This window comes from Halobacterium sp. NMX12-1 (assembly GCF_040435975.1).
GTDB classification, from domain to species: domain Archaea; phylum Halobacteriota; class Halobacteria; order Halobacteriales; family Halobacteriaceae; genus Halobacterium; species Halobacterium hubeiense.
The window spans coordinates 2,405,315-2,431,281 of record NZ_CP159204.1 but is presented as its reverse complement, the minus strand read 5'-3'; the positions used below and the strand labels follow the sequence as shown (position 1 = coordinate 2,431,281).

General features: G+C 68.7%; 25 protein-coding genes and 1 tRNA gene. 17 read left to right on the top strand and 9 right to left on the bottom strand.

Annotation, left to right across the window (positions count from 1 at the left end; genetic code table 11):
• Positions 1-101 precede the first annotated feature (101 nt).
• Both ABSL23_RS14680 and ABSL23_RS14675 read left to right on the top strand, forming a co-directional pair.
• A complete protein-coding gene (locus ABSL23_RS14680; protein ID WP_353634289.1) occupies positions 102-3,245 on the top strand; it encodes an adenosylcobalamin-dependent ribonucleoside-diphosphate reductase in 3,144 nt (1,047 codons plus the stop codon).
• 90 nt (positions 3,246-3,335) lie between these two features.
• Complete coding sequence (locus ABSL23_RS14675; RefSeq protein ID WP_353634288.1) at positions 3,336-3,476, top strand: HVO_2523 family zinc finger protein; 141 nt, start codon at positions 3,336-3,338, stop codon at positions 3,474-3,476.
• Here the strand turns inward: ABSL23_RS14675 and ABSL23_RS14670 are convergent, their stop codons facing one another.
• Positions 3,477-4,103 carry a VTT domain-containing protein gene (locus tag ABSL23_RS14670; RefSeq protein ID WP_353634287.1) on the bottom strand — a complete coding sequence of 209 codons (627 nt, stop codon included), beginning with the start codon at positions 4,101-4,103 and terminating at the stop codon, positions 3,477-3,479.
• 87 nt (positions 4,104-4,190) lie between these two features.
• Here ABSL23_RS14670 and ABSL23_RS14665 point away from each other — a divergent pair, with 87 nt between their 5' ends.
• Complete coding sequence (locus ABSL23_RS14665; protein WP_353634286.1) at positions 4,191-4,568, top strand: DUF5830 family protein; 378 nt, start codon at positions 4,191-4,193, stop codon at positions 4,566-4,568.
• Here ABSL23_RS14665 and ABSL23_RS14660 read toward each other — a convergent pair whose 3' ends face one another.
• Positions 4,569-5,627 carry a hypothetical protein gene (locus ABSL23_RS14660; RefSeq protein WP_353634285.1) on the bottom strand — a complete coding sequence of 353 codons (1,059 nt, stop codon included), beginning with the start codon at positions 5,625-5,627 and terminating at the stop codon, positions 4,569-4,571. It abuts the gene before it with no gap.
• A 93-nt stretch (positions 5,628-5,720) separates the two neighbouring features.
• Here ABSL23_RS14660 and ABSL23_RS14655 point away from each other — a divergent pair.
• The 3 genes from ABSL23_RS14655 (at position 5,721) to ABSL23_RS14645 (ending at position 7,603) form a co-directional block, all read left to right on the top strand.
• Positions 5,721-5,879 (top strand) — tRNA-Met (locus ABSL23_RS14655).
• 461 nt (positions 5,880-6,340) lie between these two features.
• The gene (locus tag ABSL23_RS14650; RefSeq protein ID WP_059057359.1) at positions 6,341-6,586 is read left to right on the top strand and encodes a hypothetical protein; all 246 of its coding nucleotides are present in this window, start codon (positions 6,341-6,343) and stop codon (positions 6,584-6,586) included.
• Positions 6,587-6,634: 48 nt separating this feature from the next.
• Positions 6,635-7,603 carry an aldo/keto reductase gene (locus tag ABSL23_RS14645; RefSeq protein WP_059057358.1) on the top strand — a complete coding sequence of 323 codons (969 nt, stop codon included), beginning with the start codon at positions 6,635-6,637 and terminating at the stop codon, positions 7,601-7,603.
• Here ABSL23_RS14645 and ABSL23_RS14640 read toward each other — a convergent pair whose 3' ends face one another.
• The 3 genes from ABSL23_RS14640 to ABSL23_RS14630 are packed head-to-tail and all read right to left on the bottom strand — an operon-like array spanning position 7,604 to position 9,497.
• A complete protein-coding gene (locus tag ABSL23_RS14640) occupies positions 7,604-8,521 on the bottom strand; it encodes a DMT family transporter (RefSeq protein ID WP_353634284.1) in 918 nt (305 codons plus the stop codon).
• Between the two features lie 57 nt (positions 8,522-8,578).
• Entirely contained in the window at positions 8,579-9,070 is a 492-nt protein-coding gene (locus ABSL23_RS14635; protein WP_353634283.1) for a CBS domain-containing protein, read from the bottom strand.
• Between the two features lie 49 nt (positions 9,071-9,119).
• Positions 9,120-9,497 (bottom strand): hypothetical protein, encoded by a 378-nt coding sequence (locus ABSL23_RS14630; RefSeq protein ID WP_353634282.1) that lies wholly within the window; start codon positions 9,495-9,497, stop codon positions 9,120-9,122.
• 151 nt (positions 9,498-9,648) lie between these two features.
• On the opposite strand from ABSL23_RS14630, the gene ABSL23_RS14625 reads away from it, so the two are divergent.
• On the top strand, positions 9,649-10,269 hold the full coding sequence (locus ABSL23_RS14625; protein ID WP_353634281.1) for a ribonuclease H: 621 nt from the start codon (positions 9,649-9,651) through the stop codon (positions 10,267-10,269).
• 54 nt (positions 10,270-10,323) lie between these two features.
• Here ABSL23_RS14625 and ABSL23_RS14620 read toward each other — a convergent pair whose 3' ends face one another.
• The gene (locus ABSL23_RS14620; protein ID WP_059057353.1) at positions 10,324-12,576 is read right to left on the bottom strand and encodes an NADP-dependent malic enzyme; all 2,253 of its coding nucleotides are present in this window, start codon (positions 12,574-12,576) and stop codon (positions 10,324-10,326) included.
• A gap of 337 nt (positions 12,577-12,913) precedes the next feature.
• Here ABSL23_RS14620 and ABSL23_RS14615 point away from each other — a divergent pair, with 337 nt between their 5' ends.
• From ABSL23_RS14615 to ABSL23_RS14595, 5 genes are read left to right on the top strand one after another with little or no spacing between them, the layout of a single operon-like run.
• Complete coding sequence (locus tag ABSL23_RS14615) at positions 12,914-13,750, top strand: COX15/CtaA family protein (RefSeq protein WP_353634280.1); 837 nt, start codon at positions 12,914-12,916, stop codon at positions 13,748-13,750.
• Positions 13,751-13,805: 55 nt separating this feature from the next.
• Positions 13,806-14,651, top strand: coding sequence for a transporter substrate-binding domain-containing protein (locus ABSL23_RS14610; protein ID WP_353634279.1), 846 nt, complete (start codon positions 13,806-13,808; stop codon positions 14,649-14,651).
• Between the two features lie 5 nt (positions 14,652-14,656).
• Positions 14,657-15,409, top strand: a complete 753-nt coding sequence (locus tag ABSL23_RS14605; RefSeq protein ID WP_353634278.1) for an amino acid ABC transporter permease — start codon at positions 14,657-14,659, stop codon at positions 15,407-15,409.
• The gene (locus ABSL23_RS14600) at positions 15,409-16,155 is read left to right on the top strand and encodes an amino acid ABC transporter ATP-binding protein (protein ID WP_353634277.1); all 747 of its coding nucleotides are present in this window, start codon (positions 15,409-15,411) and stop codon (positions 16,153-16,155) included. The genes ABSL23_RS14605 and ABSL23_RS14600 overlap by 1 nt, the downstream gene beginning before the upstream one ends.
• The gene (locus ABSL23_RS14595) at positions 16,152-17,096 is read left to right on the top strand and encodes an amino acid ABC transporter permease (protein ID WP_353634276.1); all 945 of its coding nucleotides are present in this window, start codon (positions 16,152-16,154) and stop codon (positions 17,094-17,096) included. The genes ABSL23_RS14600 and ABSL23_RS14595 overlap by 4 nt, the downstream gene beginning before the upstream one ends.
• Here ABSL23_RS14595 and ABSL23_RS14590 read toward each other — a convergent pair whose 3' ends face one another.
• Positions 17,097-18,536: a replication factor C large subunit gene (locus ABSL23_RS14590; RefSeq protein ID WP_353634275.1), complete on the bottom strand. Its 1,440-nt coding sequence runs from the start codon at positions 18,534-18,536 to the stop codon at positions 17,097-17,099. It lies immediately after the preceding gene.
• Between the two features lie 383 nt (positions 18,537-18,919).
• Between ABSL23_RS14590 and ABSL23_RS14585 the strand changes: the two genes are divergently transcribed.
• From ABSL23_RS14585 to ABSL23_RS14565, 5 genes are all read left to right on the top strand, one after another.
• Entirely contained in the window at positions 18,920-19,603 is a 684-nt protein-coding gene (locus ABSL23_RS14585) for a TrkA family potassium uptake protein (protein WP_059057347.1), read from the top strand.
• A gap of 1 nt (position 19,604) precedes the next feature.
• Positions 19,605-21,299, top strand: a complete 1,695-nt coding sequence (locus ABSL23_RS14580; RefSeq protein ID WP_353634274.1) for a potassium transporter TrkG — start codon at positions 19,605-19,607, stop codon at positions 21,297-21,299.
• Positions 21,300-21,461: 162 nt separating this feature from the next.
• Entirely contained in the window at positions 21,462-21,899 is a 438-nt protein-coding gene (locus tag ABSL23_RS14575; RefSeq protein WP_353634273.1) for a universal stress protein, read from the top strand.
• Complete coding sequence (locus ABSL23_RS14570) at positions 21,896-24,160, top strand: amino acid permease (RefSeq protein ID WP_353634272.1); 2,265 nt, start codon at positions 21,896-21,898, stop codon at positions 24,158-24,160. The genes ABSL23_RS14575 and ABSL23_RS14570 overlap by 4 nt, the downstream gene beginning before the upstream one ends.
• A 72-nt stretch (positions 24,161-24,232) precedes the next feature.
• Complete coding sequence (locus ABSL23_RS14565; protein WP_353634271.1) at positions 24,233-24,805, top strand: transporter; 573 nt, start codon at positions 24,233-24,235, stop codon at positions 24,803-24,805.
• Here the strand turns inward: ABSL23_RS14565 and ABSL23_RS14560 are convergent.
• Both ABSL23_RS14560 and ABSL23_RS14555 read right to left on the bottom strand, forming a co-directional pair.
• Positions 24,802-25,284, bottom strand: a complete 483-nt coding sequence (locus tag ABSL23_RS14560; protein WP_353634270.1) for a GNAT family N-acetyltransferase — start codon at positions 25,282-25,284, stop codon at positions 24,802-24,804. The genes ABSL23_RS14565 and ABSL23_RS14560 overlap by 4 nt on opposite strands.
• Positions 25,285-25,308: 24 nt before the next feature.
• Positions 25,309-25,929 (bottom strand): metal-dependent hydrolase, encoded by a 621-nt coding sequence (locus ABSL23_RS14555; RefSeq protein WP_353634269.1) that lies wholly within the window; start codon positions 25,927-25,929, stop codon positions 25,309-25,311.
• Positions 25,930-25,967 lie beyond the last annotated feature (38 nt).

Below are 25,967 nucleotides of genomic sequence, written 5' to 3'. Positions count from 1 at the left end.
CCCGTGCCCGGTACCTTGTCGTCCCTATCGACGCCCGAACTTCGACCATCCATGATACACCAACAACCCACCACACGGACTGTACAGCGGAGTGAGTGTCAATGAGCACGCCGAACGTCTCCGCGGACGAGGTCGACCTGCCCATCAAGCGGACGACCGGCGACACGCTCGAAGAACGGCTCACCGCGAACGCCTACCACAACATCCTGCCGGCGCGGTACCTCCGCAAGAACACGGACGGCGAGCACATCGAGGAGCAGGAGGACCTGTTCCCGCGCGTCGCGAAGAACATCGCGCTCGCGGAGGTCGTCTACGAGAGCGACGACCCCGTCGAGGTCTCGCCCGACCAGCTGAAGCCCGATCACCCGCGCCGCGACGAGCTCGCCGCGGAGGTCTTCGGCGAGGACGTTGACCCCGACGATTCGGACGTCACCGTCGAGCTCACGGAGAGCAACGTCAACAAGTTCGCCTACGACACCGTCGTCCCCGAACTCGACGACGACGAGGTCCGCGAGCACGTCGAAGCCCAGCGCGAGGAGTTCCAGCAGCTGATGGCGGACCTCTCGTTTATGCCGAACTCCCCGACGCTGATGAACGCCGGCGACGAGCTCCAGCAGCTCTCCGCCTGCTTCGTCGACTCCCCGGACGACGACATCACTGACATCCACCAGACCGCCAAGGAGGCCGCCGAGGTCTTCCAGTCCGGCGGCGGCATGGGGTACGCGTTCTGGAAGCTCCGGCCGTACGGCGACACCGTCGGCTCTACCGGCGGCATCGCGTCCGGCCCGCTGACGTTCATGGAGACGTTCGACCAGATGTGCGAGACCATCGCGCAGGGCGGCGCGCGCCGCGGCGCGCAGATGGCCGTGATGCGGGTCAGCCACCCGGACGTCATCGAGTTCATCCACGCGAAGAACAAGGACGTCTCGCTGGCGCACACCCTGAAGCTCAACGACCCCGACGACTACACGTACACCGAGTTCTCGGAGGCCCTCGAAGAGGCCCGCGACCTCATCGACGAGGACGGCCGCGTCCCCGAGCACCTCCGGAACGCCGTCGAGGGCCACCTCTCTAACTTCAACATCTCCGTCGGCGTCACGGACGGCTTCATGGAGGCGCTGGAGAACGGCGAGGAGTACACGTTCACGAACCCGCGCACCGAGGAGCCCCACATCGCCACCGAGGAGACCGAGGAGATGTACTCCCGGTACGGGCTCGGCGAGTACGTCACGCCCGGCGAGGAGCTGTCGCTGCCCGCGGAACTGGTCTGGGAGCGCATCGTCGAGGGCGCCCACGAGAACGGCGAACCCGGCGTCATCTACCTCGAACGCGTCAACAAGCAGCACTCCTTCGACGTCGAGGAGCACCCCGACCACCGCATCCTCGCGACGAACCCCTGCGGCGAGCAGCCTCTCGAGGAGTACGAGGCGTGTAACCTCGGTCACATCAACCTCTCGACGCTCGCCGCGAAGGACGCCCCGGACTGGCGCGTCTGGAGCGAGGAACACGAGTTCGACAGCCTCGAAGAGGGCGTCAGCCGCTTCCTCGACGACGCGCTCGACAACGAGGAGTTCGACCACCGCATCGAGCAGGGCACGCGGTTCCTGGAGAACGTCGTCACGATGTCGGACTTCCCCGTCGAGGAGATCGAACAGAAGGTCGCCGAGATGCGGAAGGTCGGCCTCGGCGTCATGGGCCTCGCGCAGTTGTACATCCAGCTCGGCGTGAAGTACGGCAGCGAGGAGGGCAACGAGATCGCCCGGCAGGTCATGCGCCACATCGACCACGGGTCGAAGGAAGCCTCCCACGAACTCGCCACCGAGCGCGGGAGCTTCGACGAGTGGGACAAGTCCAAGTACGCGAACCCCACCGACTACCCCGAGTGGTTCGAGCACCACACCGGCGAAGACCCCGAAGACTGGGCCGAGGGCTTCCCGATTCGCAACCACAACACGACGACCATCGCGCCGACCGGCACCACGTCGATGGTCGGGAACACCACGGGCGGCTGCGAGCCCATCTACAACGTTGCCTACTACAAGAACGTCAGCGACGACGTGCAGGGCGACGAGATGCTCGTGGAGTTCGACGACTACTTCCTCCGTACGCTGGAGGCCAACGACATCGACGTCGACGCGGTCAAGGAGGAGGCCCAAGAGCAGATGTCGAACAACGAGTTCGACGGCGTCGACGGGCTGACGACCGTCCCGGACTCCATCGGCGAGCTGTTCGTCGTCACCTCGGACCTCTCCGGGAAGGACCACGCGGCGGTCCAGACGGCCTGCCAGCAGGGCGTCGACTCCGCCATCTCGAAGACGTGTAACTTCCCGAACGACGCCACCGTCGAGGACATGGACGAGGTGTACCGCTACATCTACGAGAACGGCGGGAAGGGCGTCACCGTCTACCGCGACGGCACCCGCAGCAAGCAGGTGCTGACGACGCGCGCGGACAACACCGAGTTCTCCGAGATGGACGAGGACGAGGCCGCCGAGGCCATCGTCGAGACCATCCAGGAGACGTTCGGCGGCATCGAGGGCTTCCTCGACAACGAGGACGTCCAGGCCGCGTTTGGCGAGGACCTCCGCGAGATATTCGCGGGCAACGAGGACGCCTTCGACGGCGAGTTCGCCGAGAAGCAGGCTCGCCCCGACCTCCTCCACGGCGTCACCCAGCGCATCGACACGGGCTACGGGAAGCTCTACGTCACCATCAACGAGGACCCCGAGCGCGAGCGGCCGTTCGAGCTGTTCGCGAACACGGGCAACTCCGGCGGCTTCACGGGCTCGTTCACCGAAGCGCTCGCGAAGACCATCTCGGTGGCGCTGCGCTCCGGCGTGGACCCCGAGGAAATCGCGGACAAGCTGCAGGGCATCCGCTCGCCGAAGGTCGCCTGGGACAAGGGCGAACAGGTCAACTCCATCCCGGACGCGTTCGGCACCGCGCTGCGGCGCTACCTCGACGGCGACGTCGACCGCGCCGCCTACCCCCAGCAGCAGCGCCTCGGCGAGGTCGCGGAGGGCGCGTCCACGCCCGAGACTGACGGCGGCGCTGCCTCCGAGTCCACCGTCGGCGGCCCGCAGGGTCCGTCCGGCGCTGGCGGCGACGGCCAGCAGCAAGACGACGCCACGCAGTCGCTCATCGACGCGGGCGAGAGCCCCGAGTGCCCGGACTGCGGCTCGATGACGCTGTACTACAGCGAAGGCTGCAAGACCTGCGAGTCCTGCGGCTGGAGCGAGTGCTGAACTGAGCGACTAACCGACGCTTCTGCGACTTTCTCTCGTTCTTGACGCGCGAGGGACACGCTGATACTCGTCGCGCACGCAGCCGTGAGTATGAGCGAGGAATCGACGGACGGCGAGCGCGGTGGCAGCCGCTGTCCGATGTGCGACGCGGCGATGTTCAAGCGCCACTGCAAGTACGTCTGCCCGCAGCACGGCGTGATTGCGGACTGCGCTGACCCCTTCAGATTCTGACTACGCGCGCCGCCGCCACGCGCGGTACGCGACCGGACTCAACAGCACGGCGGCCGCGAGCACGCCGCCCGCGACGACGACCGGGTTCACGTCGGTCGCGGCCACTGTGAACGCGTCGAGGCCGCTGCCGAGCGCGACCGTCGCGACGACCCACGGCAGTTCGCCGACGAGCGTCCCCGCGACGAACGACCGGAGGCTCACGTCGCCGGCGCCCGCTGCGGCCGAAACTGGTTCTGCCGGCGTCGGGGCGAACCGCGCGGCGACGAGGCCGCGGACGTCCCCGGTCGCGGCGAAGAAGCGCTGGCTGCCGTCCGAGAACCGGCCGAACAGCCGGCCGTCGGCGGGCGCGTAGCGGCCCGCGGCGTACGCCGGGAGGCTCGTGACGACCGCGCCCGCGAGCGCGACCGGGACGCCCGCGACGAGCCCGTACTGGAAGCCCACGAGCGCCGAGAGCACGCTGATGGGCCAGCCGAGCAGCGGGCGGACCGCGTAGAGGCCGACCAGCAGGACGGGGAACCACGGGCTCGCGAGCGCGGTGCGGAGCGCGCCGAGCGCGTCGGCCGGGCGAGCCACGACCGCGAGCACGAGCACCGCCGTGAGCGCGACGCCGGCCGCGTACCGTTTCATCGCCGCCTGCTACCCGAGCGCGGGGTTTAGCGTTGTCCCTTCGGGCGTCGCGCAAGCGTTAAGCGCGCGCTCGCCCCACCACGAGGTATGACCGACGGCGACGCCGGGGACGTCGAGGACCCGGTCGAACTCGGGGTGGAGCTGCTCGCGAACCTCGAATTCGAGTCGCTGCCCGTCGCCGACGCCGTCGACAGGCTGGAGACCGTGACGACGCACCCGCGGACCACGCGGGAGATTCTGGAAGCCGCCGAGCGCCGCGGCGTCGTCGAGCGCGACGCCGGCGAAGTCCAGCCGCAGGGCGGCAGCTACGTCTCCTTCCAGTCGGACGTCATCACCAAGGAAGGGGAGTTCTCGTGTCGGCGCTGCGGCGCGTCCATCCAGACGGGCTACTTCATCAACTTCGAGCACGGGGAACTGGGCGCGTTCGGCTCGTCGTGCATCCGCAAGGTCACGGGCCGCGAGTGACTACTCCTCGTCGACGAGGTCGCGCAGCGCCGCGAGCCGGTCCTGCTGGGCTTCGATGACTGCTTGCTGGGCGTCGAGGGCTTCGGCCTGCCGCTCGGCGAGCTCGCGCTGCTCGGCCAGCGCCTCCGCCAGCTCCTCGATGGTGTCTTCGAGGTCGTCCAGTTCGGCGTCCAGCTCCTCGGGGTTGACGGGCGGCTCGACTTTCGCCGCCGCGGTCTGGAAGCCGCTGGACGCGAACTCGTCGCCGTCCGCGCCCTCGGTGGGCTCGCCGGTCGTGCCCGCCGCGCCGCCCGTGCCGGCGCTCGCCTCCACACGCGACTCGGGCTCGGCCGCCTCGTCGTCCTCGCCGACGCCGCTGGTGTCGATTGGCTCGACGCCGCTGTCGAACGAGACCTCCTCCGTGGCCGCGCCCGCGTCCTCGTCGACGTTCATGCGCTCGAACTCCGCGGCGCTGGCGGCGTCGTGGTACGCGTAGACGGCGTCCTCGACGGTCTCGCGGACGTCCCGGAACTGCTCGTTGGGCGCCTTGATGCGCTGGGTGCGCGCGGTCGTCTCCAGGACGAGCTGGCTGGAGACGTTGCCCTCCTCGACGTCGATGCCGGTCACCGTCTCGTAGTCGATTTCCTCGTAGTCGGTCCCCCAGACGGCCGCCCCGACGTGTTTCACGACGCGGTCGCTGGTCACGACGAGCGTGAGCTCGCTGAACCGGTACGTGCGCTTGACCGTCTCCCCGGGCTGGGTGACGTCGGCGGCGTTCAGCACGCCCGCGAGAATCGGGTGCAGCACGTCGTCGAGCTTCCCCGACGGCACGGAGAACGACTCCTCGCCGTCGAGCCCGTAGTCGAGCGTGACCGTCGCCTTCCGTCGCCCCTCGCTGACGCCGATTCCCTCGGCGTCGTGCGGGAACTCGTCGACGCTCTCGTCGCTCAGCAGGCCGTCGGCCGTGTAGACGAGCGTCCGCGTCGGCGTGACGAACACCGCGTCCTCCCCCTTCAGCGGCACGTGCGCGGCGACGTCCTCGTCCCCGAGCGAGGACTGGACGAGCGCAGGTACGTTCATGTACGCCCGAAGCAACCGCCTCGGCTTAAACCCGGCGGGTGCGTCGGTCGAGATGAGAACCTTCAAGAGCGACCTCCCCCTAGCCGGAGTCGAGCCCGGGTGGCTTAGCTGGTCATAGCGCCGCACTCATAGGGTTCCGAGCTTCGGTGCGGCATCCCACTCGCCACGTGGATGCTCAGCATGTCCGCGAGGCCCGCCGAGCCTCGAACCTGGGACATGCGGAGATCGAGGGTTCAAAACCCTCCCCGGGCACTTCTCCAACGCAACGACGAACGTAGTGAGGAGTCCGTCGTGTGAACGTCCGGAGGGTGGCGAACCCGCAGGTTCTGCGCGAACGCAGTGAGCGCAGCGCAGGAAGCGCGACGCGCTTCCGTGGTTCACAAACCCTCCCCGGGCACTTCTCTGACTTCGACGACTCCGACAGCCAGATGTCTGTGGTCGAAATTCCTCTGAACGGCCAGCGAGCGCTCCCGACGGCTCGGGAGCGCTCACGAGACGGGCGCGGCGGCACAAATAACGATTGTGGCCGGTTCCTCCGGGGAACCGAGAAACGCACTCAGAACGACTTGTAAAACGTCTCGGCGATTCTCAGGGACTCGTAAAACGTCCCCAAACTCGGGGTAGTCTCGGTGAAACGTACTGAAATCCGGGCAACGGTCGACCCCCTATATGGGGTCGGCGCCAGTAGGATGGAGTAGACGAGGTGAGACCCAATGTCTGCCCCCTCCCGCTCCGCACTGGCCGAGGTCGCATCGGACGCCGTGAACACGCCCGCGTCCGCCACCCTCCTGAAGCCCTTCGAGGTCGCCGGCTTCTGGGCGGCGGTCGCCCTCCCGTTCCTGTACACGCCGCTCGTGCTCGCTGGTCCCGACACGACGGCCCAGCAGACCGCGCTCGCCGCGATGGTCGCCCTCCACGTCGTCGCGCTCGTGCTCGGTCACCGCCACAACACGAGCTAACGCGCCGAAGACGCGTCGCTTAACACAGCCGCCCATCTCGGTCCCCGTATGGGTCTCGACGCTGTTTCGCTCGGCCGCACCGGCCTCCGCGTCTCCGAGGTCGCGTTCGGGACGTGGCGATTCGGCCGCGAGAACGACGCCGGCGAGGTCGAAGTCGGCCGCGAGCGCGCACACGAACTTCTCGACGCGTACGCCGACGCTGGCGGCCGCTTCATCGATACGGCAGACATGTACGGCAGCGGCCGCGCCGAGCAGTACATCGGCGAGTGGCTCGCGGGCCGCGACCGCGACGAGTACGTCGTCGCGTCCAAGATTTACTGGCCCACCCGCGAGGGGCCGAACGGCCGCGGGCTGAACCGCAAGCACCTCCGGAACAACGTCGACGCGATTCTCGACCGCCTCGACACCGACTACCTGGACGTCCTCTACATCCACCGCTGGGACGACCGGACGCCCGCCCGCGAGTTCATGCGCACGCTCGACGAGTTCGTGCGCGACGGGAAGGTCCACTACCTCGGCGCCTCGACGTTCGAGCCGAACGCGTGGAAGGTCGCGAAAGCCAACGAGATAGCGCGCCGCGAGGGGTACGAGCCGTTCACGGTCGTCCAGCCGCGGTACAACGCCGTCAACCGCGAAATCGAGGCGACGTACCTCGACATGTGCCGGGACTACGACCTCGGCGTCGTGCCGTGGTCGCCGCTGGCCGGTGGGTTCCTCACCGGGAAGTACGCGCGTGGCGAGGTGCCGCCCGAGGGGACGCGGGGCGCGACCGACCAGCAGTTCGTAGACTCGTATCTCACGCCGGAGAACTTCGACGCGCTCGAAGAAGTCGAGGCGGTCGCCGAGGAAGTCGGCGCGACGCCCGCGCAGGTCTCGCTTTCGTGGTTGCTCCACCACGAGCAGGTCGTCGCGCCCATCACGGGCGCCCGCACGCCCGACCAGCTCCGCGAGAACCTCGCGGCCGCGGACCTCACGCTGAGCGCCGACCAGTTCGAGCGCATCGCCGACGCGAAGTAGCTACCCCCACGCGGCGCGGACGTTCCGCAGTTCGGCCGCGAGCGCGCGCCGCTTCAGCAGGCAGAAGCCCGCGAAGATGACGGCGAAGCCGGCGACCGTGTGCGGGGTAATCGGCTCCGCGAGCACGAGCAGGCCGACGACCGCTGCGAAGACGGGCGCGACGTAGCTCACGAGGTTGATTTCGATGGGGCCGAGCCGCTCCAGCAGTTCGAAGTAGACGAGGAAGCCGGCGGCGCTGGCGACCAGCGAGAGGTACGCGATGGCGAACAGCGCGTCCGTATTCTGTGGAATCGCCTGCGTCTCGCCGCGCGCGAGGCTGGCGGCGTGCATGAGGAGCGCGCCGAGAATCATCGCCCACGCTTCCATCGTTTCGATGTCGAGATCGTCGTCGACGCGCTGGGTGAGAACGCTCCCGAGCGCGAAGCACGTCGAGGCCGCGAACACCAGGAGGACGCCGACCGTGTTCCCGCCGAGGAGGTTCGAGGTGTCGGGGTTCGAGAGCACGGCGACGCCGACGAGCCCGAGCAGCAGGCCCGCGATGCCGCCCAGGGAGAGGCGTTCGGAGGGGAGAAACGCCCGCGCGAATCCGGTCGTGAGCACGGGACTGAGGCTGACGACGACGGCGGCGACGGCGCTCGTGGTCTGTTGTTCGCCGACGAAGAGGAAGGCGTGGTAGGCGGCGATGATGAAGACCGCGGCGATGCCGACGACGGTCCAGTCAGCGCGCGACTGCGGGAGCCAGTTGTCGGCGGCGTACGCCGCGTACGCGAGCATCAGCACGCCCGCGACGTCGTAGCGGACCGCCGCGAACAGCACGGGCTCGAAGCCGGCGTCGAGGCCGGCCTTGATGGCGACGAACGCCGACCCCCAGGCCGCCGCGAGCGCGAGAAACAGTCCGGCGTTCCGGTAGTTGGTCACGTCGAACCTCCGTCCGGGGGTACGTTTACGCTTTCGGAGGCGCCCCCGTTTTGCCGCTTAGGCGTTGCGCTCGTCGTGGAGCGCGCGCAGCACGTCCTGCCGAGTGACGATGCCGACGACGACGTCGTCCTCGACGACCGGGACGCGGTTGACGTCGCGCTCGTCGGCCGCGAGGATGGCGAGCACGTCGTCGACGCTGGCGTCGGGGCCGACCGTCAGGACGTCCCGCGTCATGATTTTCTTGACGGGCTTGCCGGCGTTCTTCGCGAGGTCCAGTTCGGTCTCCAGTTCGTTCCACGAGAGGTCGATGCCGTAGTCCAGCGTCTCGAGGAACGGCGGGAGGCCGATGGGAATCCAGACGGTGTGGTCTTTGGGCTGGAACAGCTCCACGAAGTCGCGCTGGGTGACGACGCCGACGAGGCGGTCGTCGTCGTCCACGACGGGGAACCCCGTGAAGTCGCGTCGAGCGAGCTGCTGGAGAACGTCGCTTACCTCGTCGTCCTCGTGGACGGTCTCGACGGCTTCGGTCATCAGGTCGCGTGCCTGCATACGGGAGTCCTCGCAGCCACGCCACCTATCGCTTTGGATGCGGGGCGGCTCAGAGCAGGTCGCCGTCGAAGGGCTCGTCGGTGCGGTCGTGGACGGCGACCAATCCCTCGTCGGGCGTGATCAACAGGAAGAGGACGGCAGCGTCCTCGTGGACGGCGAGGAGGGTCTCGACGTCGCCGTGGGCGTCGACTTCGGTGTCTTCGGTGGCGTCCCCGAGTTCGAGCGCGCGCTCGCGGAGCTGGTGGATGCGCGGGAGCAGGTCCTCTTCGAGGCGCCGCTCGTCGACGTACCGGACGTCGACGCCGTTCGGGTCGTACCGGAAGACGACGCGGAGGGCGTCCCCGCCGCGTCGCTTCACCGCCTCCGTCGCCCGGCGGAACGTGTCGTCCGGCCCACCCCCGTCGTACGACGTGTTAGCCTTTGCCATAGTTGTTGTTAGTGAGTATACATCAATGAGTGTTTGGTTAGCGAGCTAACTATCTGGGGCGAACGAAATCCGTGCGTCGGCGAACGTGGCCGCGCCGAACGCGCGCGCTGACCGGCGGACCGCTTAAGTTCCGGCACTCGTTACGGTGCGTATGGCCATCGTGGGCCGGTCGAAACTCCGAGACCTGTTCGACGAGTCGCCGACGCCGCACATCGCCCACCCCCCGCAGTCCCACCGCCGCGACTTCTACGTCGCGACCGACGGCTCCTACTCCCGGGACGGCAGCGGGCTCGGCGTCATCGTCGAAACCCGGGACGGCGAGCGGGTCGCCCGCTTCGCCGTGCCCGACGAAGCCCCGAACAACAACGTCGCCGAGTACCGCGCGCTCCACCTCGGGCTGGACGTGCTCGCGGCGCGCGCCCCGCGGGACGCGCGCATCGGCGTGCTCGTCGACCACAACGACCTCGCGGGCGACGTCAACACCGCCGCGCTCGCCGCCCGCGCCCACGACTACCGCCCCATCAAGGAGTTCTCGCCGCCCGCGACCGCCGACCACCACTGGCGCGGCATCCGCGCGCGCGTCGTCGGCTTCGAGGAAGTGCGCGCCGCCCAGCTGGACAGCAACACCAACCCCGCGCACGTGCTCGCGAACGAACCCGAGCAGTACGGCCACGTCAACGACGAACCCGCGCGCTGTCTGCTCCCCGAGCGCGACACCGGCGACTCGCAAGTGCCGCCGCCCTCCCGTAGTGACCGCCGCGCTAGTGATTAGTGGAGCCGTAGTCCCTCGAAAAAGTATTCTCGTCGTTCGGTAACCGCTGCCCGCTCAGTCGCCGTTCTGCTGGGCGTCCACGACCGCGACGGCCGCGAGGTTCACGATGTCCTTGACCTCGTCGCCGCGCTGGAGGACGTGGACGGGCTCGCCCATCCCGACCAGCATCGGGCCGATGGCGTCGGCGCCCCCGAGGCGCTGGAGGAGCTTGTAGCCGATGTTCCCGGCTTCGAGGTTCGGGAAGATGAGCACGTTCGCGGGAGCGTCGAGGTCGCTGAACTCGTAGGTGCCCTCGAGGATGTCCTCGACGACCGCGCTGTCGGCCTGCATCTCGCCGTCTACCGGGAACGCGACGTCGTCGTCGTCGCGGAGCATGCGCGCGGCGTCGCGGGGCTTGCGCGTGCCCTCGTTGTCCACGCTCCCGAAGTTCGAGTACGACAGCATCGCGACGCGCGGGTCGACGTTGAACCGGCGCGCGAGGTCCGCGGTGTGTTCCGCCACTTCCGCGAGCACGTCCGCGTCGGGGTCCTGGTTGACCGTGGTGTCCGCGCAGAAGATGACGCGGTTCTTGAACGTCAGCATGTAGACGCCGGCCACGTAGTCGGCGTCCGGCGCGGTACCGACGACCTGCAGCGGCGGCTTCAGCGCGGACGGGTAGTGGTGCGTGAGCCCGGTGAGCAGCGCGTCCGCGTCCCCGGCTTCGACCATCGTCGACCCGAGGTAGTTCGGGTCGCGCTTCACGAGCGACTCGGCCTCGCTGCGCGTGATGCCCTTGCGCTGGCGGAGCTCGTAGAGGCGCTCGGCGTACTCCTCGTGGTCGCCCTCGTCGGGGTCGACGATTTCCGGGTCGAAGTCCAGTCCGAGCCCGGAGACCACGCCGTCGATGGTGTCGCGGTCGCCGATGAGCACGGGTTCGGCGATGCCCTCCTCGGCCATCTGGTAGGCCGCGCGAATCATCTTCTCGTCGTCGCCCTCGCCGAGCGCGACGCGCTTGGGGTCGCTCTTGGCCTTGTTGAGGACGATGCGCATCATCTCCCGGCTCTTGCCGAGGCGCGCCTCCAGCTCCTCGCGGTACTCCTCCAAGTCGAGGTCGCGGCGCGCGACCCCGGAGTCGATGGCGGCCTCCGCGATGGTGGGCGCGACCTCGAACAGCACGCGTGGATCCAGCGGCTTCGGGATGATGTACTCGGGGCCGAACTGGAGCGGCTGGTCGCCGTACGCCTTCACGACGGCGTCCGGCACGTCCTGTTTCGCGAGGTCCGCGAGCGCTTCCGCGCACGCGACCTTCATCTCCTCGTTGATGTCGGTCGCGCGCACGTCGAGCGCGCCCCGGAAGATGAACGGGAACCCGAGGACGTTGTTCACCTGATTCGGGTAGTCCGAGCGCCCGGTCGCCATGATGACGGTGTCGTCGCGGGCGGCCTTCGCCTCCTCGTAGCCGATTTCTGGGTCGGGGTTCGCCATCGCGAACACGATGGGGTTGTCGGCCATCGACTGCACCATCTCCTGGCTGACGATGCCGCCGACGGAGAGGCCGACGAAGACGTCCGCTCCCTCCATGGCGTCCGCGAGGTCGCCGCCCTCGCCCTCGGGGCTGGCGAACTCCGCTTTGAACTCGTTGACGTCGCGGTCCTCGGTGATGATGCCCGAGGAGTCACACATCGTGATGTTCTCGCGCTGGACGCCCAGCGAGACGTAGAACTTCGCGGAGGCGATGGCGGACGCGCCCGCGCCCGAGAAGACGACTTCGAGGTCTTCGAGGTCCTTGCCCGCGATTTCCGCGGCGTTCAGCAGCGCCGCGCCGGAGATGATGGCGGTGCCGTGCTGGTCGTCGTGGAACACGGGGATGTCCATCTCCTCGCGGAGCCGCGTCTCGATTTCGAAGCACTCCGGCGCCTTGATGTCCTCCAAGTTGATGCCGCCGAACGTCGGCTCCATCGCCGCGACGGACTCGATGATGTCGTCGGCGCTCTCCCGGTCGAGTTCCACGTCGAAGACGTCGATGTCCGCGAACCGCTTGAACAGCACGCCCTTCCCCTCCATGACGGGTTTGGAGGCCTGCGCGCCGATGTCGCCGAGCCCGAGCACCGCAGAGCCGTTCGAGACGACGCCGACCATGTTCCCTTTCGCGGTGTACTTGAACGCGTCCTCGGGGTCGGCGTCGATGTGCCGGCACGGCGCCGCGACGCCCGGCGAGTACGCGAGCGAGAGGTCCCGCTGAGTGTTCGTCGGCTTCGTCGTCGAAATCTCTATCTTCCCGGGCGGGTCGCTGGCGTGGTAGTCCAGTGAGTCCTCGTCTAGTCCCATGTCGTCCCCTGCTCCGGCGACGGCCAAAAACCTACCCCAACGCGTCGAATGTTGTTACGTCACCTGTCGAACTACGTCGCCGTTCGAGCGACGGGATTCGAGCGGTGTTCGCTGCTCACGACGGTCGCCGCTCGACATTCCGCGCTCCTTGCTCGCGTTAACGTGCCCGCCTGTTGGTCGGCCACGCTCACGCATCGCTTCGCTCCGCGTTCGCTAACGTGGTTCTCGCTCGCTGGCGCTCGCTCCGAACCACGCTGCTCGCGATAACGTGGCGCGCCAATTGGCGCGCCACGCTCAATACGACACGCCTACGTATACCGACCCAAAATTTCGAGTTATGGACCGCCGCTCCTACCAACTCGCGGCCGTGACGACCGCCCTGACGTTCGCGCTCATCCTCGTCGGCGAGTACACCGCCGTCTCCGGGTCGGGCGCGACCTGCGGGCTGCAGTGGCCGGACTGCAACGGCCAACTGCTCCCGCTGGGGCTCCAGATTCACGACTTCGTCGAGCAGTTCCACCGCGGGTTCGCGATGGTCGTCGGCTTCTTCATCCTCGGCACCGGCGCCGTCTCGTGGCGCAACTTCGACCAGCGCGACGTCAAAGTCGGCGGCGTGCTCGCCGTGGTCCTGTTGCCGATTCAGGTGATTCTCGGCGGCACCACCGTCACGTTCAGCGGCCTCGTCCCGTGGGGGTACATGCCCATCACGCAGGCCGTCCACCACCTCGCCGCGCTCGCCATCTTCGGGACGCTCGTCTACACGACGCTCCGGATGCGCGAACTCGTCGGCGTCGGCCTCGGGCGCGTCCGCACCGCCGCCGTCTCCGGGCTCGCGGTGCTCCCGCTCGCGCTGGTGTTCTCCCGGAACACCGTCTTCGCGGTGTACGGGACGCGCGTCCAGCTGATTCACCACGCGCTCGAACTGGTCGTGTTCACCGCCGCGCTCGCCGCGTTCGTGTGGGCGCGCCGCCACGGCGACCGCCGCGCCGCGCAGGCGATGGTCGCCACGCTCGCCGCCGTCACCGCCCAGATTCTCATCGGCACCGGCGTCGTCCAGTTCTCCGCGACTATCCAGCTCACCTACTACGCGCTGACCGCCGTCGTCGCCGCGCTGTTCGTCTTCGCGGCCCGTTCGGCGCGCTCGCCCGGCGCGGACGCCGCTGGCGCGCCGTAACGGGGCGTCGCCCCGGACGGTTGTATTTAAGTTACTCCCGCCGAATCGGTTGGGTATGTCTGAGTTCAATCGGCGGACGTTCCTGAAGAGCGTCGGCGGTACCGGCGTCGCACTGACTGTCGCCGGCTGCATGGGCGGCGGCGACGGCGACGGCGACGGCTCGACCACCACCAGCACGACGGCCAGCGGCGACACGACGACCACCGCGGACGTCACGACCCTCACGCCCGGCACGGCCTCCGGGTTCCCGCCGTTCGAGTACGTCAACGAGTCCGGCGACCTCGTCGGCTTCGACGTCGACCTGCTGTCGGCGGTCGTCGAGCAAACCGACGGCTACGAGCTCGGCAGCTGGGAGGACCTCGCGTTCGACCAGCTCATCGTCGCACTCGACAACGGCAACATCGACGTCGCCGCGGCCGCGATGACCATCAACCCCGACCGCGACGAAACCATCGACTTCACCGACCCCTACTACGACGCCAACCAGGCGGTCCTCGTCCGCGAGGGCGGGAGCTTCCAGCCGGAGAGCAAAGACGACCTCGCCGACCGCCCCATCGGCGCGCAGGCCGGCACCACCGGCAAAGAACAGATGGACTCCCTCGTCGAGGACGGCACCATCAGCAGCTCGCAGACGAACACCTACGAGAACTACGTGCTCGCCGTTCAGGACCTCGCGAACGGTAATATCGACGCCGTCATCGTCGACACGCCGGTCGCGGAGACGTTCGTCGCGAACCGCAACGTCGTCGTCTCCTTTACCATCGAGACCGGCGAACAGTACGGCTTCGGCGTCCGCGAGAACGCCAGCGACCTCCAGAGCGCGCTCAACGAGGGCCTGCAGGCCGTCCGCGACGACGGCACGTACGCCGACCTCACCGAACAGTACTTCGCCAGCGAATAACGTCGATGGACCCGACGCAACTCGTACTGCAGGCCGGACTCGGCGACCTGGCGCTCGTCTGGTGGCAGTTCCTCGCCGACTGGGAGTCCGCGTGGCGCCGGTTCCTCGTCGACTGGGAGTTCGTCTGGCGCCAGCGGCAGTTCTTCGTCGACGGCACGTGGCTGGCGGTCAAGCTCACGTTCTTCAGCATGGTGTTGGGGTTCGTCGTCGGCCTGCCCGCGGGCGTCATCGAAGCCTACGGCGGCAAGTACTCGAAGGGCGTCGTCCGGCCAGTCGGCGTCGTCGTCCGCGGCACGCCCATCCTCGTCATCATCTCGCTGACGTACTTCGCGTTCGGCGTCTCCCCGGCGTTCCTCGCGGCGACGCTCGCGCTCGGCGTGCGCTCGGCCGCCTACCAGAGCCAGATCTTCCGCGGCGCCATCGAGAGCGTCGAGAGCGGGCAGATGGAGGCCGCGCGCGCCGTCGGGCTCTCGAAGCTCGGCGCCATCCGCCACGTCGTCCTCCCGCAGGCGCTGCGGCGCTCCGTGCCCGGCTTCCAGAACGAGTTCACCATCGTCCTCAAGGACACCAGCATCGCGTACGCAATCGGCGTCGCGGAGCTGTTGAAGCGCAGCTACGACCTGTTCTCCATCCAGACGACCGCCGCCCTCGAAGTGTTCCTCGCGGCGTCGCTCATCTACTTCGTGTTGACGTTCACCGTCAACCGCGGCATCGAGCGACTCCACAGCCGCGTCGCGATTCCCGGAGGTAACCACTAATGTCCGACCCACTACTCGACGTCGACGACGTCTACCAGAGCTACGGCGAGGAGAGCGTCCTCGAAGGCATCACCTTCGAGATGGAACGACAGGACGTGAAAGTGCTCGTCGGCCCCTCGGGGTCGGGGAAGTCCACGATGCTGCGCTGCGTCAACCGCCTCACGGACATCGACGACGGCGACATCCGCCTCGACGGCGACTCGATCTACGACCTCGACGCCGACGAGCTCCGCCGACAGGTCGGGATGGTGTTCCAGGACTTCAACCTGTTCGCGCACCTCACCGCCATCGAGAACGTCACGCTCGGCCTCAAGCGCGTGCTCGGCCTGAGCGAACGGGAGGCCGTCGAGAAGGCCGCGTGGCAACTGGAGGCAGTCGGCCTGCGCGAGCAAGCCAACTCCTACCCCGCCGAACTCTCCGGCGGGCAGAAACAGCGCGTCGGCATCGCTCGCGCGCTCGCGATGGACCCCAAACTGATGCTGTTCGACGAGCCGACGTCGGCGCTGGACCCCGAGCTCATCGGCGAAGTCCTCGAAGTGATGCGCGACCTCGCCGACGAGGGGATGACGATGCTCGTGGTCACCCACGAGATGGGCTTCGCGAAGCAGGCCGCGACGGACGTGCTGTTCCTCGACGACGGCAAGCTCGTCGAACAGGGGCCGCCCGAACAGCTCTTCGAGAACCCCGAGCACGACCGCACCGCGGCGTTCCTCAGCCGCCTCACGAAGCTCCACGGCGGCCAATGAGCCGGAGCACGCAGCGACTCGCCCGGGACGGCATCCTCGCGGCCTTCTGGCTGTGGTTCGGCGCGCGCCTGCTCAACGACTGGTTCGGCGGCGTCCTCGTCCCCCGCGGCCAGCCGTTCTTCGACCCCCAGCCGGTCGCGGACGCCAGTACCGCGCTCAACGAGGTCGCGGCCGGCCTCGGCGTCGTCGGCACGCCCGTCGGCTGGGTCGCCAGCGCGCTCGGGTCCGTGTCGTTCGCGATGACGTACCTCCCGGACCTCGCGGCCGGCGCGTGGCTCACCGTCGTACTCACGACGCTCGGCATCGCGTTCGGGCTGGTGCTGGCGGTGCCGCTGGCGGCCGCCCGCGTCTACGGCCGCGTCACCCACTGGATAGCGCTGGCGTTCATCGAACTCATCCGCGGGACGCCGCTGCTCGCCCAGCTGTTCGTGCTCTACTACGCGCTCCCGCTCTCGGGGTGGATCGGCAACGTTCCGTTCGTCGGTAGCAGCATCGTCCCCCCGCAAGCGGTGTGGGTCGCCGTCATCGGGTTCACCATCAACAGCGCCGCCTACCAAGCCGAATACATCCGCGGGTCCATCGAGGGCGTCGACCCCGGCCAGTTGACGGCTGCGCGCGCGGTCGGCCTCTCCCAGCTTGAGGGAATCCGCTACGTCGTCCTCCCGCAGGCGCTGCGGTTCGCGATTCCGTCGTGGACCAACGAGCTCGTCTACCTCGCGAAGTACTCCTCGCTGGCGTCGTTCATCACGGTCACGGAGCTGTTCCACGCCGTCGAGGAGGCCGCCTACGAGAACTACCGCTTCCTCGACTTGTTCCTACTGGCGGCGGTCGTCTACGTCCTGCTCGTGCTCTCGGCGACCACGACGATGGAGTGGGTCCGCCAGCGCGTCGCGATTCCCGGCGTCGGCGGCTCCGCGGGCGGCCGCGGCCCCACCGAGTAGTCAGAAGAAGTCGTCCAGGCCCGCCTGGTCGTCGTCGCTGTCCTCGTCCTCTTGCTCGTTCTCGGATTCGTCTTCGGTCTCGCTGGCTGCGTCCTCGCCGGACTCGTCCTCGTCGAAGCTCGCGCTCGCTTCGCCCTCGAAGGCGCCGCCGGAGTGCTCGACGGCGCGCTCCGAGCGCAGCTGTTCGGCGTCCTCGACGATGGACTGGACCTTGTTCGTCGTCTCCCCGGAGCCCGTGACGAACGAGACGTGCTCGGCGTCGAGGTCGTAGGCCGCCGTCATCGCCACCGTCAGCTCGCGGTTCTTGCAGTGGTGCGTCATCGTCGCGAGGAACGGCACGACCTTGCGCCGCGCCGTCGACATGCTGGTGCCGCTGACCTCCGCGACCTTCCGCGCGACGTAGTCGCGCTTGTTCCGGGTCGCCCGCGAGGACCCGAGCTTCCGCCAGTACGACGGCGGCCCGTAGCGCGTCCAGCCGCCGTGGTCGTGCCGGCGGGACGCCGCCACGCCCGCCGCGATGTTGTCGGTGGCGTACCGCCAGTACGAGTAGTTCTGCGTCGCGCGCACCCGCCCGAGCCAGACGTCCGCGTTCGAGAGGAACTCGTAGGCGTCCGCGAGCTCGTCGCCGTAGTAGTCTTTGGGAACGTTGTCCTCCACCCAGTTGACGAGGTCGTCGGGCGTCTCGTCGACGTCGTAGGCGGCTTCGAGCGCGTCCTGCGCGCCGAGGTTCTTGATGAGGTCGTCGAGGAAGTCGAAGACGCCCTCCGTGCGGTCGCGCTCGCCCATCACCACGTCGTCGGTGGTGAGCTTCTCCTCGGTCTCCGCCAGCGCCTGCAGGTCGTTGACCGCCGAGCGCAGGTCCCCGGAGTTCTGCTCGGCGATGGCTTCCAGTGCCTCCTCGTCGTAGTCGATGCCCTCGCGCCGGCAGATGTCCCGCAGCACGGGGACGATAGAGCGCTTGGAGACGTCGCGGAACTCGATGTCCCGGCAGGCGTTCCGCAGGCTGTTGCTCATGTCGTAGTACTCGTTGGCGATGAGCACGATGGGCTGGGTGGACTCCTTCACGAGGTCCGTGATGGCCGCGGAGCCGCCGCGGTCCACGTTCCCGTGGAGGTTGTCCGCCTCGTCCATCACGACGAGCTTGCGGCCGCCCGTCCCGCCGCCGAGCGTCCCGGACTTCGCGGCCTCGCCGGCGACGCGCTCGACGACCGACGCGGTGCGCTGGTCCGAGGCGTTCAGCTCCACGACGTCCCAGCCCTCGTCGGCCGCCAGCGCGTGCGCCGCCGACGTCTTCCCGACGCCCGGACTCCCGTGGAGGATGACGGCCTCCCGGTGGTCCTCCCACGTGTCCGCCCACTCCCGGAGCGCGTCGCGGGCCTTGTTGTTCCCGCGGACCTCCGACAGCGACGACGGGCGGTACTTCTCCGTCCAGTCGGTCATTACCGGACGAAGGCGCGAGCCGCGTTTAGTGGTTGCGGAGCGCGTGCTCGACCGCAGGGAGAGCACGTTATGGCGAGCGGGGAGGAACGACCCGCGAGCCGCGTGGGCGAACGAAGCGAGCCCACGTTATCGCGAACGGGGAGCGTAGCGACCCGTGAGCCGCGTGGCTGACCGCAGGGAGAGCACGTTATGGCGAGCGGGGAGGAACGACCCGCGAGCCCCACTGTCTCCACGACGCGTCGCCCAGAGTCGGACACGACACTCGACGGATTCTCACGCGCTCGAACCGTCCTAGAGCGCGCTTAAGCGCCGCCGTAGCGCGTATTTCGGCGTGCCGGGTAGAGCGATAGCCTTTCGGTCGTCGCCCCAGAACCGTGTCGCTAATGTACATCGTCATCGTCGGTGCGGGTGACATCGGCGACCCCCTCACGGAGATTGCCACGCAGGGTGGCAACGAGGTCGTGGTCATCGAGCGCGACGAGGCGCGCGCCGAGCGGGCGTCCCGGGAGTACGACTGCCTGGTCATCAACGACGACGCGACGTCGAAGGAGACGCTGGAGGACGCCGGCGCGGACCGCGCGGACGCGCTGATTTCGACGACCGATCAGGACGCCACGAACGTGATGGTGTGCCTGCTCGCGCAGGAGCTGGAAGTGCCGGACGTCGTGTCGGTCGTGCACAACCCCGAGCACATGAACCTCTTCCGGCAGATCGGCGTGAACACGATGCAGAACCCCCAGCACCTCATCGCGGAGTACCTCTACCGGGCGGTCAAGCGCCCGTCCATCGTGGACTTCATGCGCATCGGCGAGGAGGCCGAGGTGTTCGAGATTACGGTCGAACGGGACGCCCCGATTACGGGGAAGACGCTGCGGGAGGCCGACGAGGAGGGGCTGCTCGAAGGCGAGTTGCTCGTGGTCGCCATCGAGCGCGACGGCGAGGGCGAGCCGATTACGCCCCGCGGGAACACCCGCATCGAGGCGGGCGACCTGCTTACGGTCTACTCCAGCAAGGGCGCGACGCCCGAGGTGACCGACGTCTTCGGGCACACCGAAGACCGCTCGTAGCATGCCCCGGAACAACGGCGGTCTGCTCCCGACCGACCTCCGAATCATCGCGCGAGACGTCGGGTCGCTGGTGTTGATGGAGGCGGGCTTGATGGTGCTCACGTCGCTGGTCGCGCTCGCGTTCCGGGAGTACCACGCCGCGCTCGCCATCTTCCTCGCGGCGGGCGTGACCGCCGGCGTCGGCGGCGCGGCGAACCGCGCGTTCGCCGACGCGCCCGACCCGAAGATGAAACACGGGATGGTCATCGCCGCCGGCGGGTGGCTGATGGTCGCGGCGTTCGGCGGCCTCCCGTTCTTCCTGACGGCGTGGCTGACGCCGCCCGCGGCCATGGAGGCGTTCGTCCCCGCGGCCGCGGACACGAGCGCGTGGGAGCCGATTCGCGTCGCCGGCACGACGACGCTGTCCAGCCTCGCGTACTTCCGGGACCCGCTGCACGCGTTCTTCGAGAGCATGAGCGGGTGGACGGGCAGCGGGCTGACGATGGCGATTCACGAGCCGTCGCTGCCCCGGGCGCTCCAGTGGTGGCGGTCGTTCATCCAGTGGGTCGGCGGCGTCGGCGTCATCGTCCTCACCGTCTCGATTCTCTCCCGGCCCGGCAGCGGCAGTTACGCGCTCTACCAGAGCGAGGCCCGCGAGGAGAAGATTCACCCGAGCGTCGTCTCCACGGTCCGCACGGTCTGGAAGCTCGTCGTCGGGTACACCGTCCTCGCGTTCGCCCTGCTGTTCGGCGCGATTCACTACAGCGACAGCGAGTACGCCCGGTCGCTGGAACTCTGGGAGGTCGCGTGGCAGGCGCTCAACCACGCGATGACCGGGCTCACCACGGGCGGGTTCTCCGTGACGGACAACTCGATTGCGACGTACAACTCGCCGCTCGTCGAGACCGTCCTGCTCCCCATCATGATTCTGGGCGCCATCGCGTTCCCGGTCCACTACGTCGTGCTCAAGGACCGGAAGGTCGGCGAACTCGTCGCGGACCTCCAGACGCGCTGGCTGTTCGTCCTGCTGGCGCTCGGCGTCGCGGTGCTCTCCGCGCAGAACGTCCTGTCGGTGCCCTCGACGTCGGGCGCGTTCGCGACGCAGTCGTTCCTCCCGTTCTCGGTGCCGAGCCTCGACGCCGCCCAGCTCGACGCCATCCGCGACTCGACGTTCCAGTGGGTGAGCGCGCTGAGCTGCACGGGGTTCCAGTCCGCGCCCATCGGCCGCTGGCTCGCGGGCGCGAAAGTGATGGTCGTCGGCGCGATGGTGCTGGGCGGCGCCGCTGGGTCGACGGTCGGCGGCATCAAGATCATCCGCGGGTACACCATCGCCCGCGGCATCGTCTGGCAGTTCTCCCGCGTGTTCCTGCCGAAGAACGCCGTCGTCACCGCCCGCATCGGCGACCGCCTGCTCGACCGCGAGTCCATGGAGCGGGAGTTCAGCGAGGCCGCCATCGTCAGCCTGCTGTGGCTGCTCGTGCTCGCCGCCACCAGCGTCGTCCTCGTGAACCTCGCCGGCCCCGAGTTCGGGTACGCCGACGCGCTCTTCGAGGTCGCCAGCGCGCAGGGGAACGTCGGCCTCTCCTCGGGCATCACGGGACCGACGATGTCGCCGCTGGCGGAAGCGATGTTCACGCTCAACATGTGGGTCGGCCGCCTCGAAATCATCCCCGTGCTCGTGTTCGCTCGCGCCGCCATCTCCGGGCTGAATCCGTAGCCCGGCACGGGCCGCCGCACTCGGGGCGCGCGACTGACTCTCCGGCGACCCCGAACCGGAACCGGCGAAAAAAGACGAGAAATTCTGCGCTTCCGTCCACTCACTAATAAGGGATGTATGGAAAAGAGACGTTCTTATACGCTCCAGTAGCTAGGCGTCCGTATGAACGGGCGCGAAACCGACGGTGAACCGCTGCTCGCACACGTCCTCGTCCCGGTGGCCAACGAGGACGACGCGGCAGCCACCGCGACCGCACTCGAACCGTACGACCCCGGACAGGTGACCGCGCTGCACGTCGTCGAGAAGGGCGACGGCGTCCCGGACAAGACGCCGGTCGAACAGTCCGAACAGGTGGCGGCCGACGCGTTCGCCGCGGTCCGCGCCGTCTTCCCGGACGCCGACGGCCACACCGCCTACGCCCGGGACGTCGTCGGCGCCATCTTCGACGCCGCCGAGGAGGTCGACGCGTCCGCCGTCGCGTACCGCTCCCGCGGCGGCAACCGCCTCGTGCAGTTCCTGTCGGGCGACCACTCGCTGAAGCTCGTCACGCAGGCCGACCGCCCCGTAATCGCGCTCCCGCGGACCGACACAGACGAATGAGCGACGACGAACTCGCGAAAGACCTCGGGCTGGTCTCCGCGATGACCATCGGCATCGGGACGATGATTGGCGCGGGCATCTTCGTGCTCCCGGGCGTCGCGGCGAACGCCGCCGGCCCCATCGTCGTCGTCTCGTTCGTCGTCGGCGGCGTCATCGCGATGGTGAACGCGCTCTCCGTCTCCGAACTCGGCACCGCGATGCCGAAGGCCGGCGGCGGCTACTACTACATCAACAAGGCGCTCGGCCCGATGTTCGGCTCCATCGCCGGCATGGGCGACTGGATGGGGCTGGCGTTCGCCTCCGCGTTCTACTGCATCGGCTTCGGCCAGTACCTCGCCGTCTTCGTCGGCCTCCCCGCCGTCGCGTTCCTCAACCCGATTCAGGTCGGCGCGCTGGTCGCCGGCTTCCTCTTCGTCGGCGTCAACTACATCGGCGCCAAGGAGACCGGCGGCATCCAAACGGTCATCGTCTTCACGCTCCTCTCGATTCTGACCGTCTTCGCGCTCGCGGGCTTCACCACCTTCGACTACGCCACGCTCGTCAGCGAGGGCGGGCTCGCGCCGTACGGCACCGGCGCCATCCTGCCCGCGACCGCGCTCGTGTTCGTCTCCTTCCTCGGGTACGCGAAGATCGCGACCGTCGCCGAGGAGCTCAAGAACCCCGGCCGGAACCTCCCCATCGCGATTCTCGGCAGCGTCGGCATCGTCACCGTCGTCTACGCGGTTCTGGTGTCCATCATGCTCGGGGTCGTCCCGTGGCCGGAACTCAGCCAGGACGCGCCCGTCGCGCAGGCCGCCGAAATCGCGTTCCCGGCGTCTATCGGCCCGGTCAGCGGCGTCGCGGCCGCCGCGGCCGCCGTCATGACCGTCGGCGCGCTGCTGGCGACCGCGTCCTCGGCGAACGCCTCGATTCTGGCGTCCGCGCGCATCAACTTCGCGATGGGCCGCGACAGAATCGTCACCAACTGGCTCAACGAGATTCACCCCAGCTACGCGACGCCGTACCGCTCGATTCTCGTCACCGGCGGCCTCATCGTCGTGTTCATCGCGGCGCTCGGACAGGACATCGAGGTGCTGTCGAAGGCCGCCAGCGTCCTCCACCTCATCGTGTACGCGCTGATGAACGTCGCGCTCATCGTCTTCCGGGAGGCCGACGTCCCCGAGTACGACCCCGACTTCACCGTGCCGTTCTACCCCGTGACGCCGATTCTCGGCGCGGCGCTGTCGCTGGGCCTCGTGGCGTTCATGGATGCCCGAGAGATCGCGCTGGCGGCGGCGTTCGTCGCCGCGGCGCTGGCGTGGTACTTCCTGTACGCGCGCAGCGAGACGACCGAGCGGGGCGTGCTCTCGAACTACATCCGGCGCCGCGAGGACGACCTCCCCGACCAGGTCGTCGAGGCCGCCGACTCCGTCGCGCCGACTGGCGAGGAGGGACCGACGGTCATGGTCGCGCTGTCGAACCCGCGCACGGAGAGCGCGCTCATCACGCTCGCCGGCGCGCTCGCGGAACACGAGGGCGGCCGCGTCCTCGCCACGCACGTCGTCACCGTGCCCGACCAGACGTCGCTGGAGACCGCCGCCGAGCGCCGCGCGGAGCTGGACGCCACCTCCGCAGAGCTCCTCTCAGCGGCGAAAGCGGACGCGGAAGCGTTCGACGTCCCCATCGAGACGCAGACGATTCTCTCCCACCGCGGCATCGAGGAGGTGTTCGACGCCGCGCGGTCCAACGACGCCGACGCGGTCGTGATGGGGTACGGCGGCGCCCAGTTCGCGGGCGGCCGCGCCGAGGGCGCGCTCGACGAACTCACCCACGACCTGCCCTGTGACTTCCTCGTGTTCGACGGGCAGGAGTTCGACCTCTCGGACGTCCTCGTGCCGACCGCGGGCGGCCCGTCTTCGGACCTCTCCGCGGAGGTCGCGCGCGCTCTCCGGGAGACCGTCGGCGTGGACGTCTCGCTGCTGCACGTCGTCGACGAGGGCGGGGCGGACGCCGGCCGTGAGTTCCTCGCGGACTGGGCGGCGAGCCACCAGCTCGAAGACGCGGACCTCCGCGTCGAGGTCGGCGGCGTCGAGGAGACGATCAGCGAACTCGCTCCCGCGTACAGCCTGGTCGTCGTCGGCGCGACCGAGCGCGGCCTGCTGTCGCGCATCGTCCGCGGGTCGCTGGCGTTCGACACCATCGAGCGCTTGGAGACGCCGGTCCTGTTGACCGAGCGCCCGTCCGCGCGGACCCTCCGGGAGCGACTGTTCGGTCGGTGGTAGCGCGGCTGTAGCGCGAACTCCGCCGGGCGAGTCGCCACAAAGGCTTTTTACTCCACGGCGAGCATCACAACCATGTCCGAACCCGCTACCCGAACCTCCCGCGGCACCCAGCTCGGCGTCGGTGCCGTCGCCGGCGTCGTCACGTACGTCCTCGGCTACCTCGTCACGTACCTCTGGCAGTCGTCGAACGTCCAGGAGCAACTCGAGGGCTTCAACGTCATCGCGGAGTTCCTCGGCGGCGACCCGATTCCGGCGTGGAAGGCCGTCGGCTGGCTGTTCTACAACGCCCACGGCGTCGGCTTCACGGTCCCGTCGCTCGGCGGACAGACCACGCGGAACCTCGTCGCCGGCGGCGAGGCGTCGATGCTGCTGTACCTCGTGCCCGCGGTCGCGGTCGTGCTCGGCGGCTTCGTGCTCGCGCGGTACGCGAACGCGGCGGACGCCTCCGCCGGCGCACAGGCCGGTGCGATGGTCGTCGCCGGCTACGCGGTGCTGGCGGTCGTCGGCCTGTTCGTCTTCGAGTACGCGGCGGGCGGGAGCGCGATTCACCCCGAGTACGCGCTCGGCGTGCTGCTCGCGGGCGTCGTCTACCCCGTGGTCCTCGGCGCCGTCGGCGGCGTGCTCGGCGCCGTCACCGCCACCTAGAGGTCGCGGGCGACCATCTCGCCCCAGTGCTGGAAGCCGTGTCGCTCGTAGAACGCCTTCGCGCGCTCGTTCTGCCGGTCCACGTCTAACACCAGCCGGTCCAGCGGTAACGACTGCTCGCGTGCGACGCTGAGCGCGGCGTCCATCAGGTCGTCCGCGACGCCCGTCCCGCGGAACTCGGGGGCGACGTAAATCTCGTTGAGGACGGCGGCGTCCCAGACGAACGCCATCGACTCGGGGAGCACGAACACGTAGCCCGCGAGCCCGTCGTCGCTCTCGGCGACCTGCACGCAGCGCTCGTTCTCGGCGACGCAGCGGCCCACCCACGCCAGCCACTCGCTCCGGTAGTCGTCGTCGAGTTTCGCCTCGTAGGCGGCCTGCTTGGCCTCGTCGCCAGTCCCCTCGCCGAGTCCCGTCTCGAAGCCGCGCTTCAGTTCCCAGAGGGCGTCGCTGTCCGCGTCCGCGTACGGTCTGACCATATCTCGGCTTGGACTGTCGCGGCGTTAGCGTTTGGCTTGGAACCGCCCGACGACGCCCGCGACGGCGGTGAGGACGACGACCAGCTGGAGGCCCGAGGAGACGACGGGGAACACGCGCTCGGCGCCCGCGGGGTCGCTGCCGCGCTCCAAGTCCACGCCCGTGTAGTAGTGGGTGTTCTCCGTGGTCCCGCCGACGCTGCTGCCGTCCGGCCCGAGGTCCACGAACGTCTGGACGACCCCCTCCGCGCTGGAGATCTCTATCGACCCCGCGAACGTGTAGAAGCGGTCGTGGACGGGATACAGGAGGTTCACGCCGTTGGTCATCAGGTCGGGGAGGACGCCGCCGAACAAGAGCGCGAGCACGCCGACGGCGGCGACGTGTGGCCCGTTTCGTCCGAATCGTCCGTGCAGCCACGACTCCGCGCGGCGCGTGTCCCAGTAGACGAGCGCGCCCAGCACGGCGGGCAACAGCGCCGTGTGCAGGAGCGCGCGGTGGCCGCCAGCTATCCAGACGCCGAGGAACGTGTCCACGTCCGGGAGCGCGGCGAACGCGCAGACGGCGGCGAACGTCCTCGCGTCGAACTCCCGGAGGAGCGCCGTCGCCACCAGCGCGCCGAACGCCACGTGGACGACCGTCGAGGGCATACGCGTGTGACTGTCTCACACGAGAATGGCTCTTTCCC

What these genes read in the sequence shown, in the direction of transcription:
- ABSL23_RS14680 (WP_353634289.1), top strand. Translation starts at nt 102, where the DNA reads ATGAGCACGCCGAACGTCTCCGCGGACGAGGTCGACCTGCCCATCAAG.
- ABSL23_RS14675 (WP_353634288.1), top strand. Translation starts at nt 3,336, where the DNA reads ATGAGCGAGGAATCGACGGACGGCGAGCGCGGTGGCAGCCGCTGTCCG.
- ABSL23_RS14670 (WP_353634287.1), bottom strand. Translation starts at nt 4,103, where the DNA reads ATGAAACGGTACGCGGCCGGCGTCGCGCTCACGGCGGTGCTCGTGCTC.
- ABSL23_RS14665 (WP_353634286.1), top strand. Translation starts at nt 4,191, where the DNA reads ATGACCGACGGCGACGCCGGGGACGTCGAGGACCCGGTCGAACTCGGG.
- ABSL23_RS14660 (WP_353634285.1), bottom strand. Translation starts at nt 5,627, where the DNA reads ATGAACGTACCTGCGCTCGTCCAGTCCTCGCTCGGGGACGAGGACGTC.
- ABSL23_RS14650 (WP_059057359.1), top strand. Translation starts at nt 6,341, where the DNA reads ATGTCTGCCCCCTCCCGCTCCGCACTGGCCGAGGTCGCATCGGACGCC.
- ABSL23_RS14645 (WP_059057358.1), top strand. Translation starts at nt 6,635, where the DNA reads ATGGGTCTCGACGCTGTTTCGCTCGGCCGCACCGGCCTCCGCGTCTCC.
- ABSL23_RS14635 (WP_353634283.1), bottom strand. Translation starts at nt 9,070, where the DNA reads ATGCAGGCACGCGACCTGATGACCGAAGCCGTCGAGACCGTCCACGAG.
- ABSL23_RS14630 (WP_353634282.1), bottom strand. Translation starts at nt 9,497, where the DNA reads ATGGCAAAGGCTAACACGTCGTACGACGGGGGTGGGCCGGACGACACG.
- ABSL23_RS14625 (WP_353634281.1), top strand. Translation starts at nt 9,649, where the DNA reads ATGGCCATCGTGGGCCGGTCGAAACTCCGAGACCTGTTCGACGAGTCG.
- ABSL23_RS14620 (WP_059057353.1), bottom strand. Translation starts at nt 12,576, where the DNA reads ATGGGACTAGACGAGGACTCACTGGACTACCACGCCAGCGACCCGCCC.
- ABSL23_RS14615 (WP_353634280.1), top strand. Translation starts at nt 12,914, where the DNA reads ATGGACCGCCGCTCCTACCAACTCGCGGCCGTGACGACCGCCCTGACG.
- ABSL23_RS14610 (WP_353634279.1), top strand. Translation starts at nt 13,806, where the DNA reads ATGTCTGAGTTCAATCGGCGGACGTTCCTGAAGAGCGTCGGCGGTACC.
- ABSL23_RS14605 (WP_353634278.1), top strand. Translation starts at nt 14,657, where the DNA reads ATGGACCCGACGCAACTCGTACTGCAGGCCGGACTCGGCGACCTGGCG.
- ABSL23_RS14600 (WP_353634277.1), top strand. Translation starts at nt 15,409, where the DNA reads ATGTCCGACCCACTACTCGACGTCGACGACGTCTACCAGAGCTACGGC.
- ABSL23_RS14595 (WP_353634276.1), top strand. Translation starts at nt 16,152, where the DNA reads ATGAGCCGGAGCACGCAGCGACTCGCCCGGGACGGCATCCTCGCGGCC.
- ABSL23_RS14590 (WP_353634275.1), bottom strand. Translation starts at nt 18,536, where the DNA reads ATGACCGACTGGACGGAGAAGTACCGCCCGTCGTCGCTGTCGGAGGTC.
- ABSL23_RS14585 (WP_059057347.1), top strand. Translation starts at nt 18,920, where the DNA reads ATGTACATCGTCATCGTCGGTGCGGGTGACATCGGCGACCCCCTCACG.
- ABSL23_RS14580 (WP_353634274.1), top strand. Translation starts at nt 19,605, where the DNA reads ATGCCCCGGAACAACGGCGGTCTGCTCCCGACCGACCTCCGAATCATC.
- ABSL23_RS14575 (WP_353634273.1), top strand. Translation starts at nt 21,462, where the DNA reads ATGAACGGGCGCGAAACCGACGGTGAACCGCTGCTCGCACACGTCCTC.
- ABSL23_RS14570 (WP_353634272.1), top strand. Translation starts at nt 21,896, where the DNA reads ATGAGCGACGACGAACTCGCGAAAGACCTCGGGCTGGTCTCCGCGATG.
- ABSL23_RS14565 (WP_353634271.1), top strand. Translation starts at nt 24,233, where the DNA reads ATGTCCGAACCCGCTACCCGAACCTCCCGCGGCACCCAGCTCGGCGTC.
- ABSL23_RS14560 (WP_353634270.1), bottom strand. Translation starts at nt 25,284, where the DNA reads ATGGTCAGACCGTACGCGGACGCGGACAGCGACGCCCTCTGGGAACTG.
- ABSL23_RS14555 (WP_353634269.1), bottom strand. Translation starts at nt 25,929, where the DNA reads ATGCCCTCGACGGTCGTCCACGTGGCGTTCGGCGCGCTGGTGGCGACG.